Below are 18,084 nucleotides of genomic sequence, written 5' to 3'. Positions count from 1 at the left end.
AGTCCGGCCGAGACCGACGCCGGGCTTGTCTTCATCGGCGAATTCGCACCCGCGGACATCGCGCCTTGTCACGCAGCGCGGTCGGTATAGGCTCGTTGGCGCACTGCTCCGCAGTTCTTTTCATCCAAGCAAAAACACTATCAACAAAGTCTATCAAATTAGTAGAATATTCTTTGAGAACCCTCAGCCGGCCCGGTACGCTCATTGAGACTGGGCAATCCCCGACTGCGCTTCAGAATTCGCGGGTGCAGTGTGAGGCATGTTTCGTGCCCGCCGATTCAAAGTCCAGAGCGACCATGGGAAGAGGAGTCCGATTTGATGAATGCCTTCATACGATATGTTGCCAAGCTCGCACTCGCCGTCAGCATTGCGCTGGGCGCCGCCACGGCAACCCATGCGGAAGACAAGATCGTCCGTATCGGGTTTCAGAAGTACGGCACACTCATTCTGCTGAAGACGAAGGGGTTGCTCGAGGAAAAACTGAAGCCGCAGGGCTACACGGTCGAGTGGACCGAGTTCCCGGCGGGGCCGCAACTCCTGGAGGCGCTCAATATCGGCTCCATCGACTTCGGCACGACCGGCGAGGCGCCGCCGATCTTCGCGCAGGCTGCTGGCGCTCCCCTCGTCTATGTCGGCTACGAGCCGCCGGCGCCGGAAGCCGAAGCGATTCTGGTCCCGAAGGACAGCCCGCTCAAGACCGTCGCGGACTTGAAGGGCAAGAAGGTGGCGCTGAACAAGGGTTCGAACGTCCATTATCTGCTCGTCAAGGCGCTGGAGAAAGCCGGGCTCGCCTATACTGACGTGGAAGTCTCGTTCCTGCCGCCGGCTGACGCACGCGCCGCATTCGAGAAGCAGGCTGTCGATGCCTGGGTGATCTGGGAGCCATTTCTCGCGGCCGCGGAAGCAGCTACCGGTGCCCGCCAGTTGGCAAACGGCAGCGGCGTGGTGGACAACCACGAATTCTATCTCGCCTCGCGCGACTTCGTCGACACCCAGCCCGAAGTGGTCGACACCGTCGTGGCATCCCTCGGTGAGATCGACACCTGGATCAACGCCAACCGCGACGATGTGGCCGAACAGTTTTCGCCGGCGCTCGGCATTCCCGCGGACGTTCTCGCAGTCGCCGTCCAGCGGCGTTCCTACGGCGTGAAGCCGATCACACCGGAGGTGGTGGCCGCGCAGCAGAAGATCGCCGACGTGTTCCATGAACTCGGCCTTATCCCGACCGCAATCCGGATCGCCGATGCAGTGAAAAAGCCGCAGTCGTGACCGTCGCTGCTGAGCTTTCTCCCGACCGCGTAAGCGTGCTGTGGTTCCTGCCGACTCACGGAGACGGCAGGTACCTCGGCACTGCCGTCGGCGGCCGCGCTACCGACCTGCCGTATCTGCGCCAGATCGCCCAGGCTGCCGACCAGCTCGGCTACTACGGCGTGCTGTTGCCCACGGGAAAGAGCTGCGAGGATTCCTGGATCGTCGCCTCGGCGATGCTGACGTCCACTGAGCGGCTGAAGTTCCTGGTTGCCGTGCGGCCCGGGTTGCAGCCGCCGGCGGTGGCGGCGCGCATGACCGCGACACTCGACCGGCTGTCGAACGGCCGCCTGCTCATCAATGTGGTGACCGGCGGTGATCCGATCGAGAACAAGGGCGACGGCATTTTCGCGAGCCATGCAGACCGCTACGAGATCACCCGCGAGTTTCTCCATGCCTACAAGGCGCTGCTTGCCGGCGAGACGGTCAACACTTCGGGCAAGCACATCCGCCTGGAAGGCGGGCAGCTGCTGTTTCCACCTGTCCAGGCGCCGCATCCGCCGCTTTACTTCGGCGGGTCCTCTGAAGAAGGGATCGGGGTCGCCGCCGAGACAGTCGACAAATACCTGACCTGGGGCGAGCCGCCGGCGCTCATCGCGGAGAAGATCGCGAAGGTCAAGGCGGCAGCCCGAAAGCACGGGCGCAAGCTCAGCTTCGGCATCCGGCTCCATGTCATCGTCCGCGAGACGTCCGAAGAAGCCTGGGTGGCTGCCGACCGCCTCATAGCGCATCTCGACGACGAAACGATCGCCAAGGCGCAGTCGGTGTTCGCGCGCATGGTCTCTGTCGGGCAGAGCCGGATGAGCGCCCTGCATGGCGGCCGCCGCGATAAGCTGTTGGTCAGCCCGAACCTGTGGGCAGGCGTCGGTCTGGTCCGCGGCGGCGCCGGGACCGCGCTGGTCGGCTCGCCCGAGGAGGTCGCGGCCCGGATGGAAGAGTATCGGGCGATCGGCATCGATACCTTCATCCTCTCCGGCTATCCGCATCTCGAGGAGGCCTACCGCTTCGCCGAACTCGTTTTTCCCCTGCTTCCGCTCGCCCACGCGCCGGAGAAGGCGAACCTTTCCGTCAACACGGGCCCGTTCGGCGAGACCATCGCCAGCGAGATCCGGCCGGCGGCGCCTTGGGTATCTTGAAGATGGCGCAGCCGTCGCAGCTTCAAAACGCAGGCACAGCGGCACTCAAGCTCCTGGCGTCGTGGGCGTTGCCGATCGGCATTGTGGTCGTATGGGAAATTGCTTCGCGCAGCGGAATAATGTCGACCCGCCTGCTGCCAGCTCCGAGCGCGGTGGCCGCCGCTTTTTGGGAAAGCCTGCGCAATGGGACGCTTCTCACCCATGCCGCCATCTCGACGGAACGGGCGCTGAAGGGGCTTGCTATCGGCGGCAGTATCGGCTTCGTCCTCGGCGTACTGGCCGGAATTTCGCGGCCGGCCGAGACCGTGTTCGACTCGTCGATGCAGATGCTGCGCAACGTGCCGCACCTGGCCATGATTCCCCTCGTCATCCTCTGGTTCGGGATCGGTGAGGAGGCGAAGATCTTTCTGGTGGCGGTCGGAACCGCCTTTCCGATCTACCTGAATACGTTTCATGGCATCCGCACCGTCGACGTCAGGCTGATCGAGATGGCGCGCGTCTACGGGCTCGGCCCGCTCGCGCTGTTCTGGCGGGTGATCCTGCCGGGTGCACTGCCGTCGATCCTTGTCGGCCTGCGCTTCTCGCTCGGCATCATGTGGCTGACGCTGATCGTCGCCGAGACGATCTCGGCCTCCTCGGGCATCGGCTACATGACAATGAATGCGCGGGAATTCCTGCAGACCGACATCGTTGTCCTCGGCATCATCGTCTACGCGCTGCTCGGCAAGCTCGCCGACGCGATCACCCGGCTGATCGAGGCGCGCGCTCTCGCCTGGCATCCGGCGTACCAACCCGCCGCCACCAGGGCAGCACCATGAGAGAAGTTGCAACCGCGCTCCGGCTGCGCGAAGGCGCAGTATTCCAGGAAACCGATACAGCTCCAGACGGAGCAAACACGCTCCGCGAGGCTGTGCGACGGAAGCATGAAGAGCGCCCGGCGAATGGACAGGCTGTGTTGCTTGACGGCTTGTCCAAGTCGTTTGGCGACAGGCGGGTGTTGTCCAAGCTCGACCTTGCTATCCCTGCCGGCCAGTTGCTGGCGATTGTCGGTCGCTCCGGCTGCGGCAAGTCCACGCTCCTTCGCCTGATCGCCGGCCTCGACCGCCCGACGAGCGGGACCGTCTCGGTCGGCGGCGCGGAGGTCCAATCGCTGCAGTCGAACGTCCGGCTGCTCTTCCAGGACGCGCGGCTTCTCCCTTGGCATCGCGTTCTCAGCAATGTCGGCATCGCACGGGCGTACGGCTGGCGCGAGACCGCCACGGCAGCGCTCGCCGATGTCGGACTTGCGGATCGGGCGAATGATTGGCCCGCGGTCTTGTCGGGCGGCCAGAGTCAGCGCGTCGCCCTTGCTCGTGCCTTGGTGAGCCGGCCCGGTGTCCTTCTCCTCGATGAGCCGTTCGGGGCTCTCGACGCGCTGACGCGAATGGAGATGCACCGCCTGCTCGAGCGTATATGGCGCGAGCACGGTTTCACGACGGTTCTCATCACCCACGATGTCGCCGAGGCGGTGGCCCTTGCCGACCGGGTGATCGTGATCCGCGACGGCGCCATAGCGCTCGACATTCCTGTCGATCTTACTCGCCCTCGACGCGAGGCCGCGGACATGTCGGCCGTCGCCCTGCAAGCGCGAATTCTCGAAGAGGTATAGGGCGCGGCATTGCCTTCGATCAATGCAGCGCTTCGGCGAAACATGGAGATCGCAATGACGCACTGGGATCACGGATCAGAAGCCAAAGGCCGGACCGGCCGTGAGGCCTCCGCGCCGGATAGGGCAGATGTCCACAATGGCGGCCGCCGCCGGTTTCTTGGAGCGGCCGGAGGCGTCGCAGCGATAGCGGTTACAGGGTTACCTCCCCTCGCAGCCGTCGGCTCGGCCAGTGCGCATGCCGGCGAGGAGGAGACCGACGCCCACCTTGTTTTCCGCAAACACGCCTATGTCGCGCGGAGCGCCGCGGCGGACACCGATTTCGCGGTGGCGATCGCGCCGCATCCGGTTAATGGCGACGAAGAGAAATACCCAAACCGCATCGGTTCCGATACGCGCGGTCTGCCGCACGACGAACGCGGCGAAGTCGACCGACCAGCCTTCGACGCGACGCTGAAGGCCTACGCCTCGGGTGATCCGGCCGACTTCGAGGCGATACCGCTCGGCGGCAAGCGCAAGCAGCTCAATCCGATGGGCTCGCTTGCCGTGAACCTGACGGGCTGCGTCGGCCCGCAGTTCGCGATTCCGCCGGCACCTGCGCTTGACAGCGCGACGCGGGCTGGCGAGGCCGTCGAGCTCTATTGGCAGTCGATCCTGCGCGACGTTCCGCTGTCCGAGCTGACGGACGACACCAGCAATAAGGACGTGCTCGCCGCGGTCAACGAGTTGAGCAAGCTCGCCGCCTTCAACGGGCCGCGCACGGATGGAGGCGTTACACCGCAAACACTATTCCGCGGGACGGCGCTCTACGTCGACGCGGCCGGTCTGTCAGGAAGAACCGGTCGCTATGTGACGCCGCCCGGCACGCTCCATGGTCCCTACATCTCGCAGTTCCTGCTCAAGGATGCTCCTTACGGCAGCCAGCTCATCCCCGCCCGCATTCGCACCGCCGCGGCCGGGACCGATTTCCTCACCGGCTACGACGAGTGGCTCGCCATCCAGAACGGCAATCCGCCCGCCAAGCCGACCAGCTTCGACCCGACGCCGCGCTACATCGCGACCGGCCGCGATCTCGCGGAATACGTCCACAACAATCCGGCCGCCTTCTGGTCGGCAGCCCTGCTCCTTGGTGTAGCACCCGACAAGGCCAATCCGGACTATGGCGGTTTTGGAATCCCGTTCAGCAAATCCAATCCGTATGTGAAGTCGAAGACGCAGACCGGCGGTTACGGCACGTTTGGCCTGCCCTACGCGCAGAGCCTGCTGCCGATCACCGCCTCGCTGGCCATCCGCGTGGCTTACTGGCAGAAGTTCTATGTCCACCGCACCTTACGGCCGGAAGCGTATGGCGGGCTGATCCATCACCGGATCGCCAACAAGGTGGACGCCTATCCTGTTCACGGCGACGTCCTGAACTCAACTGCGTTGGCACGAAGCGTCGCCAAGTTCGGCAGCCATCTCCTGTCGCACGTCTACCCCGAGGGCGCGCCGATCCACTCGAGCTATCCGGGCGGAGCCGCCCAGATCGCCGCGTCCAACGTGACGATCCTCAAGGCACTGTTCGATGAGGATGCGGCTATTCCCAATCCGGTTCAGCCCGATCCGAAGGATCCGACGAAACTCATCCCCTACCAAGGCGAGCAGCTCACGGTCGGCGGCGAGCTCAACAAGCTCGCCTGGAACTACGGCGTCGGCCGCGATTGGGCCGGCATCCATTGGCGCTCGGATTTCTCGGCGTCGCTGGCGCTCGGCGAGGAGCTCGCGATCAGCATTCTCCGCAACGAGCGGCAAACATATCGCGAGCCGTTCGAGGGGTTCAGCTTCACCCGTTTCGACGGGACGAAGGCCGATGTCTAGCGAGATCCAATGCTGCCCACGGCAATTGCAGTTGCGGCACCATTCGATGTCGCGCCTCGCGTTGTCCTAGGGAACTCATGCCACACGATCCCATAGTCGAGCCCGCCGCACTGCCATCGCTTGGCGGGTTTCGTCTGCTCGACGTGCGGGAGCCTGCGGCCTTCGAGGCCGATCACCCGGCGATGGCCGTTCGCGTGCCGATCGAAGCATGGGAGGCCGCCGCGAAGTCGGGCGAGACCTCCTTTGAGAACGTCACCTACTGGGAGCAGGCGATCACCGATCTCGGCGTCGGCGGCCCACGGCCCGCTGTGATCTATGACGACGGGCGCATGACGGAGGCCGCCCGCGTCTGGTTCATCCTGCAATATTTCGGCGCGGAGGCGCTGATCGTGAACGGCGGATGGCCTGCCATCCGCGGACAGAGGGAACCGCTTGCGCAGGCAAGTGGACTTTCAGGTCCGACGACATTCAAGGCTCGACCGGGAGTGGGATCGGTCGGGTTGGTTGACCGGCAGACGCTGAAGGCCGACCTGGACGGCGTCCAACTTCTCGACGCTCGAACAACGGATGAGTTCGCCGGCACGGACCTGCGGCGCAACGCTCGGGGTGGCCATCTGCCCGGCGCGCGCCTGCTTCCGCATGCGAGCCTGCTCGACGATGGCCGCCTGAAGCCAGCGGGCGCTCTACGCAATCTTCTGTCCGCAGCCGGGTTCCGGGCCGGCGATCACGTGGTCACCCATTGCGACGGTGGTGGCCGCGCCGCACTTGCGGCCGCCGCCGCGGTCCGGGCAGGATATGATGACGTCCGCGCCTACTATCTGAGCTTCGCCGACTGGGCGAAGGACGAGAGCTGCCCGGTCGTACTGAACCCGCAAACCCGGTGACCGCCATGACAAACCCCACCGTCGTCGGCTTCTCAGGCAATCTCACGCGGCCATCCAAGACGCGCGGTTTCGTCGAGCAGTTCGTCAGGGAGATTGCGCATCGGCACGGTCTTGCGGCGGTGACCTTCGATCTGGACGATGTCGGCTCCTCGCTTGGGACGGCACGCTGGTCGCGCGATCTCGACGAAGCAGGTCAAAGGGTGCTTGACGCGGTCGTCTCGGCCGAGGTGCTCGTCGTCGGCTCGCCAACATACAAGGGCAGCTACACCGGCCTGTTCAAGCATTTCTTCGACCTCGTCGATCCGGCTGCCTTGCGCGGCAAGCCGGTACTTCTGACCGCGACCGGCGGCGGTGAGCGCCATGCGCTGATGATCGAACATCAGCTCAGGCCTCTCTTTGCCTTCTTCGAGGCGCTCGTCTTGCCGACCGCCGTTTATGCGACGGACAAGGACTTTCTGGATGGTGCGCTTGCCTCTGAGGCCATTCGCAAGCGCGGCGAACAGGCGATCGACGATGCGAGCTCTCTCCTGATCTCCCGCCGACGCAGCGTCGAACGCGCTTCTTTAACCTGACGACTATTCGAAAAATCGATTCTTGGGACGTGCCAAACCAAGATTTTCGCGGAGCGTTGACCCCTCATATTCGCGTCGGAACAGCCCGCGCCGTTGAAGTTCCGGCACCACTCTGTCGACGACCTCGTCGAGCACGGCTGGCAGAAAAGGGAACATCACGTTGAACCCGTCCGACCCCTCCTCGACAAGCCACTCTTCCATCTCATCGGCTATCGTTTTTGCTGTGCCGACAAACGCCAGGCCGGAATAGCCTCCCAGACGTTGGGCAAGCTGCCTGACGGTCAGGTTCTCCAAGCGTGCAAGCTCGACTACGCGTTCGCGCCCGCTTTTGCTGGCATTGGTCTCCGGAATGTCTGGCAGCGGCCTTTCGGGATCGAAATTGGACGCATCGTGGCCTATCGCGATAGAAAGCGAGGCGATCCCGCTTTCGTAATAAACCAGGCTGTCGAGCGTGGCGCGCTTGGCACGGGCTTCCTCGACCGTGTCCCCGACGATCACAAAGGCGCCGGGCAACATCTTGATCTGATCACGAGCGCGTCCTGCTTGTTCCGCCCGGCTTTTCACGTCTGCATAAAAACGTTGACCGGCCGCCAGATTCGCATGTGCGGCGAAAACTACCTCGGCCGTCTCGGCGGCAAGCTGCCGCCCCGCCTCCGATGCACCCGCCTGGACGATCACCGGCCAGCCTTGAGGCGGCCGGGCGATGTTGAGCGGCCCGCGCACCGCGAGTTGCGGTCCCTTGTGATCAAGGACATGAAGTCGGGATGGATCAAAATAGAGCCCGCTTTGCTGATCGCGAACAAAGGCGTCATCCGCGAAACTGTCCCATAGGCCGGTCACCACGTCGTAGAACTCACGGGCGCGGCGATAGCGTTCGCCATGTTCGACGTGATCCTCCAGCCCGAAATTCAGTGCAGCATCCGGGTTGGACGTCGTCACGATATTCCAGCCGGCCCGTCCGCCGCTGATGTGGTCCAGCGACGCAAAGCGTCGGGCGACGTGGTAGGGCGCATCGAAGGTCGTCGAAGCCGTGGCTACCAGTCCAAGGTGGTCTGTCACTGCCGCTAACGCCGACAGCAACGTGAATGGCTCGAACGAGGTGACGGTGTGGCTCCGTTTCAGGGCTTCGATGGGCATATTGAGGACGGCCAGATGGTCCGCCATGAAGAACGCATCGAACTTGGCGGCTTCAAGCGTCTGCGCGAAACGCTTTAGGTGAGCGAAGTTGAAGTTCGCATCTGGGAAAGCGCCGGGGTAACGCCAGGCACCCGTATGAAGACTGACGGGGCGCATGAACGCGCCGAGCCGCAACTGCCGTTTCTGTATCATGGAAATGAGGTCCCGGATAAACGCTCAGGTCATAGGAATGTCGGCTGAGGCAAAATTTCCATTCACGCGTTTCCGGCCGCCTCGGCGATGGCCATATCCCTCGCGCGCAGGAAGACGCTCTCCATCCGCCAGTGCTCGTTGGTGTAGCGGGGATCGGACCCCCATTCATCCCAACCGTGATTGCGGCGGAATTCGCCCAGCAGGCTGGAGGCGAGAATGTCGTCTTTATCGACCACGGTGGGGCTTTCGCAGTCCGGAGCGACATAAATCGCATCCCCACGGCAATAGAGCTCGCACATGAAGCAGGTTTGGCAGTCCTCCTGCCGGGCGATGCGCGGCGTGTCGCCGGAAACCGCTTCGAGCACGTTGGTCGGGCAGACTTCGACGCAGGCGTTGCAGCCCGTGCAACGCTCGGCGATGACGAGTTCGATCATGATGCAAGTTCCAATGCGTGGCCGTAGTCCGACCTCGTCCAGACCCTGTCCAGGCCGCCGACAATAATGCGCCGGTTATAGCGGGGATCGGTCTCCGGCCGGTCCTCGCGCTGGTGCATGCCGCGGCTTTCGTCGCGCGCCAGCGCCGACGCGGCACACCAGCGCGCCGTGGCCAGCATCGCGGCGGTTTCTCGAGTTCTCAACAGACCGCCGCCAACACCCCCTGCGTGCGCATCAAACTCCGCCCAGGCACCTTCAAGTGCCTCGGCGGAGTGCCGGAGCTTTTCCCCGCTGCGGAAGATGTTCTTGTCGTAAGCCAGCATCTCGCTCTGAATGGCGGACAGCGTCGCACCAAGGTCGACATCGCGCTGCACACTGGCAGGGCGCAGGCCCGCCTGCCCGATAGGCCTGCCCCCCACTCCGGCACGATTTTCGGCGGCATGGCGCGCCGCACCCTTCCCGGCCCATTGGCCGGACGAGACCGCCCAGGCAGAATTGATGTTGCCGCCGCCTGAAATCGCACCGGCAACCAGTTCACGCGTCGCCGCATCGCCCGCCGCGTAGAGGCCCGGAACCGAAGTCACGCAATCCTCGCCGACAATGCGCAGCCCGCCGATGCCGCGGATCGTCCCTTCCCCGTGCAAGGTCACTTCGAACCGGTCCTTGTATGGGTCGATGCCCCAGCGCCGGAACGGGAGCATGAAATTGGGCGAGATCGTCGGCACCTGCGCGCGGATATCCTCCGGCGTGCGGGCGAGATCGCAGAAGACGCGGCCCTTCAGCATTGCCCGTGCCAATGGCCGTGACGTCTCCGGCCCCGGCGGCATCGGAATGACTGCACCGTCCTCGTCGTAATAGGTGGCGAAGGCGTAGGACATCGAGCGTGTCATCGTCGAGCGCACCGGAGCGACAGTATAGTAGGTGGTGAACTCCATCCCAGAGAGTTCGGCGCCGGCTTCCGCCGCCATGAGATAGCCGTCACCCGTGTTGGTGTGCGAGCCAAGCAGGCGCGACAGGAACGAGGTGCCACCGGTGGCGATCACGACCGCGCCGGCATTGACCTGCCAATCGCCACCCGCCTGCCGCCGGATGCCGCGCGCGCCTGACACCGAGCCATCGGAACGCTGCAGCAGCTCCAGCGCCGGGCTGTGGTCGAGGATGGTCACGCCGAGACTGTCGACCAGCTTGCGCAGGGCGCGCATGTACTCCGGGCCGCGCAGGGCGCGATATTGCTTCGCGCCGTTTTCATCTTTGGAGAAGTCGTAAAAACCTTCGAGCGTCGGTAGGCTTTCCCAGGTTAGCGCCAGGATGCGCGCCATCCACCCCGGCTCGTTCAGGCCTGCCCCTGTCTTTCTCCTGTTGCAAATAGCCGTCTCACGCAATTCGGAAGGGTGCGGCGGTATCCACCAATGGCCTGGCCCGGCAGTTGCGGTGACGCCGCTGGTGCCGCAATAGCCCTTGTCGGCGAGGATGACGGAGGCACCGGTGCGCCGCGCCGCCGAAGCAGCCCAGGTTCCGGCAAGCCCGCCGCCAATGATCAGCACGTCGGCGGTCAGTTCGAGGGTTTCGCCATGCGACCTGCTCATCGTCTGATATCCTCAGGCATTGCCATGAGTGCCATGGCGCACGCCCAGCCAGTCGAGAAGACTGCCGCGTATCCTGGCGAAGACCGGATCGGCGACATCGCGCGGACGCGGCAGATCGATGCGCTCCTCATGCGCGATGACTCCGTCCTTCATGACCAGAACCCGGTCGGCGAGAAGCACCGCCTCCTCGACGTCGTGCGTGACCAGCAGGATGGCGCAGCCATGCCGCTGCCAGAGCTCGCCGACCAAATCCTGCGCCTTGATGCGGGTCAGCGCATCGAGCGCGGCAAAGGGTTCGTCGAGCAGCAGCAGGTCGGGTTCGCGCACCAGCGCCCGCGCCAGCGAGGTGCGCTGCGCCTCTCCGCCGGACAGAACCTTCGGCCACACGTCGGCCCGGTGGCCGATGCCGACCTCTTCCAGTGCGGCGAGAGCACGCGTCTTGTTGGGACGTTCCGGCAGGCCGAGGACGACATTGCGCCACACCTTCTTCCACGGCATTAGCCGCGGCGCCTGGAAGGCGACGGCACGGCGCACCGGCACGTCGACCTCGCCGACGATCTCGCGGTCGAGATCGGCGAGAATGCGCAGCAGCGTGCTCTTGCCGCAGCCGCTGGCGCCGAGTAGTGCCACGAACTCGCCCGCCGCGATGTCGACATTGAGGTTCTTCAAAACCTCGCGCTCCCCGAAGCGGCGTGTGAGCCCGCGAACCCTGACTGCAGGCAGCGGGGCTTTCGAGTGTTTCGCGACAGGCGGAGGCGCGACCGCCTCGACCACGTTCAAGTTCCGCTGAAAGCTGGCCGCCATGCGAGAAACACCTTTTCTAGAGTTCGGACGGTGAAATCGACGCCAAGGCCGAGCAATGCATAGACGACGAGACACACGACGATGACGTCGGTCTGGAACATCTCCCGCGCATTGGCCATCAGATAGCCGATGCCGGCGGTGGCGTTGATCTGCTCGCCGAAGACCAGCGCCAGCCAGGCGATACCGAGCGAATAGCGCAGACCGACCAGCGCGCTCGGCAGCGCACCCGGCAACACCACGTGGCGGATCATCGCCGTGCGTGACAGGCCGAGCGTCCGGCCGGCTTCGATCAGCGTCGAATCGACGTTGCGGATGCCGGCATAGACGTTGAGATAGAGCGGAAAGGCGGTGCCGAGCGCGATCAGCGCAATCTTCGGCGCCTCGCCGATGCCGAACCAGATGATCAGCAAGGGGATCAGCGCGATATTGGGCACGGTGCGCAGCATCTGCATCGTGGCGTCGACCAGATCCTCGCCGAGCCGAAACAGTCCGGCGAGGACAGAGAGCGTCACGCCAATTGTGCCGCCAATCGCCAGGCCCGCCAAGGCGCGGCTGAGCGAGATGACCATCGCATCCTGAAGCTCGCCGGTCTCAATGAGCTTGGCGGCGCTGCCGATCACCGTGGACGGGCCGGCAAGCACCTCGCCCGGCAGCACGCCGGTTTGCGACGCGACATGCCAAAGCAGGACCAGAAGCACGGGGCCTGACAGACGCCGCAACCAGCGCGGCATTCCCTGCCCGGCGGCCGAGGCCGGCTCGATGCGCTGCCGCGCCAGCGAACCCTGCGACTTGGGCGCATGGTCCGCGGGCTGCCTTTCGATGGCGCCCGGCGTGATGGTGATCGTGGCGATCGAACTCATCGGCTTGTTCCCTTTCGAAACCGGCGTCAGTTCGTGGGCAGCCCGCGATAGACGTAGTCGGCAAGCTTGAGGTCGCCGCTCAGCACACCGGCTTCCTTCCAGGTCTCGAAAACGTTCTGGAGTGAAGCGACGAAAGCGTCGTCGATCGGCGTGCGCTCGAAAGCAGCCTCGTCCGGATAAAGGCTCTCGACCGTCGCCTTGTCCTGTTTCGTGAAGGCCGCGTAATAGTCGAGATAAGCCTCCTTGTTCTCCTTCGACCATTTGTAGGCACGGTCGGTGCGGGCCGAGAAATCGGCAATCGCAGCCACCTTTGCCGGATCCGACAGCGCCTTGTCCGTGGCGCTAAGCACGCCATTGCCGGTATTGATGCCGGGGCCATCGATCAGCACGGTGGCCTTTAGCGTTCCGATCGAACGTGCCTTGTAGATACCCCAGGTTGCCCATGCGTCGATGCTGCCGGCCTGGAAGGCGGCGCTGGCATCGGATGGGTTGAGGAAGGCAAGCTTCACATCGTCCTGGGCAAGGCCGGCTTTCTTCAGCACGCCGAGCACGAGGTAGTGCGCGACGCTGCCGCGCGTCGTCGGCGAAATGGTCTTGCCCTTGAGGTCCTGGATGGTCTTGATCGGGCTATTGGCGGGGATTATCAGCGAACTGCCGAGACCGCCGTTCGACCAACTGGCGACGATCTTGATCTTGGAACCGCCGGCAATGGCGCTGACCGTCGGCGCATCCGCCGCCGACCCGATGTCGACGGCATCCGCCTTCAGCGCCTCATGCAGATTGACGGCGGCTGCAAAGACCGACCACTCAATCTGATAGGGGACGTCGTCGAGCAAGCCGGCCGCTTCGAATTTCGCCCTGGTGGCGCCGGTCTGGTCGCCGACGCGCAGAACGACCTTGCTGAGATCTTCGGCGGCGAGAGCTGGCAGCGCTGTGAGGCCGGCAATTGCGGCCAGCCCGCCTAAGAGGAGATTGAACATGCGGCGGGAGACGATGGTCATGGCAGGGTTCGCTTTCAGTTTGTGGGAGGGACTTGTTCGGGAATGAGTAAGTTCACTCGGCCGCCACGGCGACGGTGTTCCTGGCGTATCGGTTGGGTGGAACGGGAATGCCGAGATTGCCGCGGAAGGTCTCGCTTTCGTATCCGGTGCGGTAGATGCCGCGCTTTTGCAGGATCGGAACGACGGTCTCGGCGAAGACTTCGAGAGTTCCCTGGGCAGCGACACGTTGACCACGAAGCCGTCGGAGCCGCGTTGCTCCAGCCAGCGCTGGAACGCGTCGGCGACCTGTTCCGGCGACGAAGAGGAAATCGAACTTCGCCGCCTCGGCGAGTTGCGCCTGCTTCTTGTAGTATTCAAAGCTCGTGCTCGCAGTCGCGTCGGCATCCGGATGGCGCCAGTCGCCCCTTCCAATGCCGACGCCGTGGAGCATGAAGCCGAGTTTCAGCTTGACGTTTTTGGGACATGACGGACTCCCTGGCTGTGAACCGGAGACGACGGTCGTTCGTCTCAAGGATGTCCGTCAGAGTAATTTCTACTAATTTAGTAGACTAGGCACAGCGTGCTGAACTTTCCCCCGATTGGAGAGTCGAATTCTCCTTTTCGGCCCATGCCGGGCATGTTGTCTGGGGGTGTGGAAATCGGCTGCCAAGCTTATCGCGATACTTTACGGACGTCGAAGACCTCCATGAGCGTGACCGAACGAAAATCCGATACGAGGACCGTGACGCGAACGATCCAGAAGCCATCCAGCGGCAGCACGAAGCCATCCGCATGATAGATTCCATCGCCGGCCCGGCGCGCTTCCCGCGTGAACGGGCCGATGCCGTAGGACGGCTTGTCGAGATCGACGCTGACGCTGATCGGCTCAAACGGCTTTCCATTGAGAAGCAAATTGCCGACCTCTACCCTGACCGAGCCGACGATCGGCGGATGGATCGACAGCGCAGCACTGACACTCTCCTTCCGCGCACGGACTTCCTGTACTGCGAACAAAGCAGGGTTTGCCGCAATCGCGCGCGGAGGCGGCGTGAATCGCCATAGACCGAGCACGGCGATGACGGCGGTCGCAAGGACGATTTCAGCACCAACGCTGCGCCTCAAACGCCGCGTCGCGCTTGCGTCGCCAGCGGCTGCGGGAGCGGTCAGATAGAAGCGGTTGAGCGCCGCTAGCAGTAGCAGCGCGACGACCAATGCGAGCTTGGCCAAGAGCACACGGCCATAGTCGGTGTCCCAGAGCGCCGGAACGCTTTGCACCTGCACGATCGCCAGCAGCAGTCCGGACAGCGCCAGCACCGCCACGATCGCCGGAATGACGCGGGAGAACAGCCGCAGCACGATCGGCAACGCTGCGCCGCCGCGGACAAGCACCGCTCCGAGCGGAATCAGGGCACCGATCCATAGCACGACCGTTATGGCATGGAGAAACACTGCCGGCACCGTGAGATATCGCGACGGCGCGGTCGAGGCGTGGCCGGCAGAAGCGACCGCCACACCGACCAGAAGCGTCGCTGCGGCGGCGAGCGAGAGTCCAAGACGGGACCGGGAGCCGGCCTGCCCGGCCGCGTAGGCGATGCAGATCGCCGTCGCTGCCAGCAGCGTCGAACGGCCATAACTCGTCGCCCACAATCCGGCCTCCCAGACATCGGCCGTCGCCACATCGGAAAACGGCGCGCCCAGCGCATCGAGCCCCTGGAAGCCGACCAGCAACGGCGCAGCAATCAGGCCCGCGAACAGCGCGCTCGTCACGATGCGGGCTCCCGGCGCCGGATTGGAACGGCCAATCAAGGCGTTGAATGCCACGCCGCCGACACCGACGATAAGGCCGACGAGCAGCACGAAGCGCGCCGACCAGAGCCCGATGCCGACTATCAGGCCGGATTGCTCAACCGTCGCTGGCGCAGCCGCGCTCGGCGCGCCGACCGAAAATACCAGGCCGCCGCCGATCGGATGGCCGTCGGACGAGGCGACTCGCCAGGAAAGGACATGCGTGCCGTTTTCCAGGCCGGACGGCAAGGTCAGCACGATCACCGAACCTTTTTCACCGATCTCCTTGAGGATTTCGGTGCGCCCGCCCGGATGGATCAACCGCGCCACCAGCGGCCGGGCCGGTTCGGAGAACCGCAAGGTGACGGTTCGCGGCGCGGCTGCCACGATCGCCCCATCGGCCGGCTCGGCGGCGATCAGCGTCGCGTGGGCAAAAGCCGATCCCGTGCAAAAGCCCGACATGAAAACGGCGGTGAAGATCGCCGCCGCCAGCCGCAACAGCAAGACACGAAGCCGGATCACGACCCGGCGCGTATCTTTATCGACGGCGCCGGGAATTTGAGATCGTCGGATGAGGCGCCGGCCGGCGGGATCTCGATCCAGCGCTCCACGCCAGACTCGCATTCCTGGACGATCGGAACAAAGATCGCCGCCACCGCGATGTCTTCCGCCACCTTCGCGCGGAAGACGAACTCTTCATAATGGGCGTCTTCGAGTTTTCCGCCCGACCAGGCGATCTCCTTGATGACGGTGTCGTCATGCCCGCCATGAGCGTCGTGCCCGGCTTCGCCGGAGCCGTCGCCCTGGGCTTCGACCCTTGTGATGTCGAGCGTCCAGCCGGGCTTTGGTCGCGGCTTGGCCTCCGTCAATTCCTCCGGCAGCGCGATCCTGACCGCCGTGGTCGGAGAACCAGCGCAGCCATGCGGCACCCGAAGTACGAACTTGACCGTAGTGCCCGCCTTCACCTCCTTGTTCTCGAAAGTGATATGGGCATGGGCGGGAAGCGATACCGCAAACGCCGCCACAGCGAGGGTAGCGCGCAGGCCGTAGTTGAGGATTTTCATTTGAAGGATTCCGATCGGTTTACCACGTAGCGGCAAGGCCGAGATGGCCGAGCGCCTCGCGCCTAAGCTCTGCCAGGCGCGGATCGCCGCGGTGGCGTGGATAAGGAAGATCGACCTCGATGTCGGCGACGATGCGCGCCGGCCGCGGGCCGAAGATCAGCACGCGTTGCGTCAGGAACAGCGCTTCCTCGACATCGTGGGTGACGAGGACGGCGGTCAGTCCCGCGCGCTGCCACAGGCCGACGAGTTCGGTCTGCATGGTCAGCCGCGTCAGCGAGTCGAGCTTGCCGAGCGGCTCGTCGAGCAGCAGCAGGCGCGGCTCGTTCACCAGCGCGCGGGCCAGCGCCACGCGCTGCGCCATGCCGCCTGAGAGCTGATGCGGATAGGCCTTGTCGAAACCGTCGAGCCCGACAAGCTGGATTGCGTCGTCGACGCGCTGGCGCGCCTTTTTCAGGATTCCCCTGGCTTCGAGACCAAGCGCCACATTGTCCCATACCGTTCGCCATGGAAACAGCGTCGGGTCCTGGAAGACCATGATGCGCGAGGGATCGGGCTCGCCGACATTTTCACCATCGACCTTCAAGTCGCCTTTGGTCGGATGATCAAGACCGGCGAGCAGTCGAAGCAGCGTCGACTTCCCGCATCCCGAGGGTCCGAGCAGTGCCACGAACGATCCCGGCTCGACAGAGAAATCGATGCCGTCGAGCACCGGAAGCGGCTCACCCTCGAGTTCGAATTGATGGAAGACGTGTCTGATGTCGATCTTCTGGCCGGCAGCGGTGGATGCCGCTGCCGGGTTCGTTGCAAGAGCTACCATCTGACGAGACCCTTCTGCCAGGACAGCGTCCAGTCGCGCACCCTGAAGAGGATGGTGATCAGGCTCGAGCACATCAGCGCCATGACGAGAAGTGCAGCATACATATTGGCATAGGCCGCCCATCCTTGCGCCCATTGCAGATACCAGCCGAGGCCGGCCTTGACGCCGAGCATTTCGGCGACGACGAGCACCGCGAAGGAGGTGCCGAGACCCATGAAAAGCCCGACGAAAACATGCGGCAATGCCGCCGGTATCGCCACCTTCAGGATCAGGAAGGATGGCTTTGCGCCAAGCGTGCGGGCGATGTCGTAATAGTCCCGGTTGACGCTGGCGATGCCCGACCAGGTGAGAATGGTCACCGGGAAGGCGGTCGCAAGAGCAATCAGGAATACGCTTGCCGATCCGCTGGTCGGGAAAATGAAGAAGGCGAGCGGCAGCCAGGCCGTGGCAGGCAGCGGCCCGACCAGGCGCAGCAGCGGATGTACCCAATAGCTGGCCGCCCGCGACCAGCCGATGGTGACCCCGGTGATGAAGCCGGAGAGTGCGCCGAAAAAGTACCCCTTGGCGAGCAATGCAACGGAATACCAGACGCTGAGACCAAGCCGGCTCCAATCGTCGAAGAACACTTCCAGGATGCTCTGCGGCGAGGAGAAGAACGGCACCGGGAGCCAGCCGGTCTTCGCCGTCACCACCTCCCAGATCGCGACGACGAGCGCGGCGGCAATCGCCCAGGGCCCATAATAGCGGATGGTGGAGGCGACAGCTCCGAAGAGCCGCCCCGTTGCGGCGAAAACGATCAACCCGAGCGCGATCACCAGCGAGATGACCGCCAGTTCCCGGCCATATGGCTGCGGGATGATCTCCGGCCACAGCTCGACCAGCGCGGCGACGCCGATCCAACCGGCTGCGGCGACGAGCCCAAGTATCCAGATTCCTGCCCCGGTCGGCGCCGAAGCGCCTTCCAGGGCAGAGGTTTCAGCGTGCCGGGAAATCGCCGGGTCGATTGAAGTCATCGTCCAGCCC

Annotated in this window: 18 protein-coding genes; 7 read left to right on the top strand and 11 right to left on the bottom strand. The window is 64.3% G+C overall.

Translation table 11 applies throughout. The annotated features are described in order from the left end of the window. The first annotated feature begins 318 nt into the window (after window positions 1–318). From NKH89_RS13045 to msuE, 7 genes are all read left to right on the top strand, one after another. Window positions 319–1,269: a sulfonate ABC transporter substrate-binding protein gene (locus NKH89_RS13045; RefSeq protein ID WP_352909025.1), complete on the top strand. Its 951-nt coding sequence runs from the start codon at window positions 319–321 to the stop codon at window positions 1,267–1,269. Next, window positions 1,266–2,444 (top strand): FMNH2-dependent alkanesulfonate monooxygenase, encoded by a 1,179-nt coding sequence (gene ssuD, locus NKH89_RS13040; RefSeq protein WP_352909024.1) that lies wholly within the window; start codon window positions 1,266–1,268, stop codon window positions 2,442–2,444. Before NKH89_RS13045 ends, ssuD begins: the two co-directional genes overlap by 4 nt. A gap of 2 nt (window positions 2,445–2,446) precedes the next feature. Then, entirely contained in the window at window positions 2,447–3,262 is an 816-nt protein-coding gene (ssuC, locus tag NKH89_RS13035; RefSeq protein WP_023802531.1) for an aliphatic sulfonate ABC transporter permease SsuC, read from the top strand. After that, entirely contained in the window at window positions 3,259–4,092 is an 834-nt protein-coding gene (locus NKH89_RS13030; protein WP_352909021.1) for an ATP-binding cassette domain-containing protein, read from the top strand. The genes ssuC and NKH89_RS13030 overlap by 4 nt, the downstream gene beginning before the upstream one ends. A 54-nt stretch (window positions 4,093–4,146) precedes the next feature. Continuing rightward, complete coding sequence (locus tag NKH89_RS13025) at window positions 4,147–5,946, top strand: vanadium-dependent haloperoxidase (protein ID WP_352909019.1); 1,800 nt, start codon at window positions 4,147–4,149, stop codon at window positions 5,944–5,946. Window positions 5,947–6,023: 77 nt separating this feature from the next. Further along, window positions 6,024–6,830, top strand: coding sequence for a sulfurtransferase (locus tag NKH89_RS13020; protein ID WP_352909017.1), 807 nt, complete (start codon window positions 6,024–6,026; stop codon window positions 6,828–6,830). Between the two features lie 5 nt (window positions 6,831–6,835). Then, window positions 6,836–7,402 carry an FMN reductase gene (msuE, locus tag NKH89_RS13015; RefSeq protein WP_031257105.1) on the top strand — a complete coding sequence of 189 codons (567 nt, stop codon included), beginning with the start codon at window positions 6,836–6,838 and terminating at the stop codon, window positions 7,400–7,402. Between the two features lie 3 nt (window positions 7,403–7,405). Here the strand turns inward: msuE and NKH89_RS13010 are convergent, their stop codons facing one another. The 11 genes from NKH89_RS13010 to NKH89_RS12960 form a co-directional block, all read right to left on the bottom strand. After that, a complete protein-coding gene (locus tag NKH89_RS13010) occupies window positions 7,406–8,731 on the bottom strand; it encodes an LLM class flavin-dependent oxidoreductase (protein ID WP_023804056.1) in 1,326 nt (441 codons plus the stop codon). A gap of 62 nt (window positions 8,732–8,793) precedes the next feature. Further along, the gene (locus NKH89_RS13005) at window positions 8,794–9,165 is read right to left on the bottom strand and encodes a 4Fe-4S dicluster domain-containing protein (protein ID WP_023804055.1); all 372 of its coding nucleotides are present in this window, start codon (window positions 9,163–9,165) and stop codon (window positions 8,794–8,796) included. Next, complete coding sequence (locus NKH89_RS13000; RefSeq protein ID WP_352909015.1) at window positions 9,162–10,751, bottom strand: FAD-binding protein; 1,590 nt, start codon at window positions 10,749–10,751, stop codon at window positions 9,162–9,164. Before NKH89_RS13000 ends, NKH89_RS13005 begins: the two co-directional genes overlap by 4 nt. Window positions 10,752–10,763: 12 nt before the next feature. Next, window positions 10,764–11,555 carry an ABC transporter ATP-binding protein gene (locus tag NKH89_RS12995; RefSeq protein WP_373420507.1) on the bottom strand — a complete coding sequence of 264 codons (792 nt, stop codon included), beginning with the start codon at window positions 11,553–11,555 and terminating at the stop codon, window positions 10,764–10,766. Continuing rightward, window positions 11,528–12,415: an ABC transporter permease subunit gene (locus tag NKH89_RS12990; protein ID WP_352909013.1), complete on the bottom strand. Its 888-nt coding sequence runs from the start codon at window positions 12,413–12,415 to the stop codon at window positions 11,528–11,530. Before NKH89_RS12990 ends, NKH89_RS12995 begins: the two co-directional genes overlap by 28 nt. A gap of 26 nt (window positions 12,416–12,441) precedes the next feature. Next, window positions 12,442–13,416, bottom strand: coding sequence for an ABC transporter substrate-binding protein (locus NKH89_RS12985; RefSeq protein ID WP_023804050.1), 975 nt, complete (start codon window positions 13,414–13,416; stop codon window positions 12,442–12,444). Between the two features lie 52 nt (window positions 13,417–13,468). Further along, on the bottom strand, window positions 13,469–13,846 hold the full coding sequence (locus NKH89_RS12980; RefSeq protein ID WP_023804049.1) for a hypothetical protein: 378 nt from the start codon (window positions 13,844–13,846) through the stop codon (window positions 13,469–13,471). Between the two features lie 221 nt (window positions 13,847–14,067). Continuing rightward, complete coding sequence (locus NKH89_RS12975; RefSeq protein ID WP_023804048.1) at window positions 14,068–15,702, bottom strand: copper resistance CopC/CopD family protein; 1,635 nt, start codon at window positions 15,700–15,702, stop codon at window positions 14,068–14,070. Then, window positions 15,699–16,244 (bottom strand): YcnI family copper-binding membrane protein, encoded by a 546-nt coding sequence (locus NKH89_RS12970; RefSeq protein WP_023804047.1) that lies wholly within the window; start codon window positions 16,242–16,244, stop codon window positions 15,699–15,701. Before NKH89_RS12970 ends, NKH89_RS12975 begins: the two co-directional genes overlap by 4 nt. Before the next feature lie 19 nt (window positions 16,245–16,263). Then, window positions 16,264–17,061, bottom strand: coding sequence for an ABC transporter ATP-binding protein (locus NKH89_RS12965; protein WP_023804046.1), 798 nt, complete (start codon window positions 17,059–17,061; stop codon window positions 16,264–16,266). Beyond that, window positions 17,055–18,074, bottom strand: a complete 1,020-nt coding sequence (locus NKH89_RS12960) for an ABC transporter permease (protein ID WP_352909009.1) — start codon at window positions 18,072–18,074, stop codon at window positions 17,055–17,057. The genes NKH89_RS12965 and NKH89_RS12960 overlap by 7 nt, the downstream gene beginning before the upstream one ends. Between the last annotated feature and the right edge of the window lie 10 nt (window positions 18,075–18,084).

The sequence above is a fragment of the Mesorhizobium sp. M0923 genome, assembly GCF_040319365.1.
Classification (GTDB): Bacteria; Pseudomonadota; Alphaproteobacteria; order Rhizobiales; family Rhizobiaceae; genus Mesorhizobium.
The sequence above is the reverse complement of the archived record's forward strand: the minus strand, read 5'-3'. Positions and strand labels throughout refer to the sequence as shown.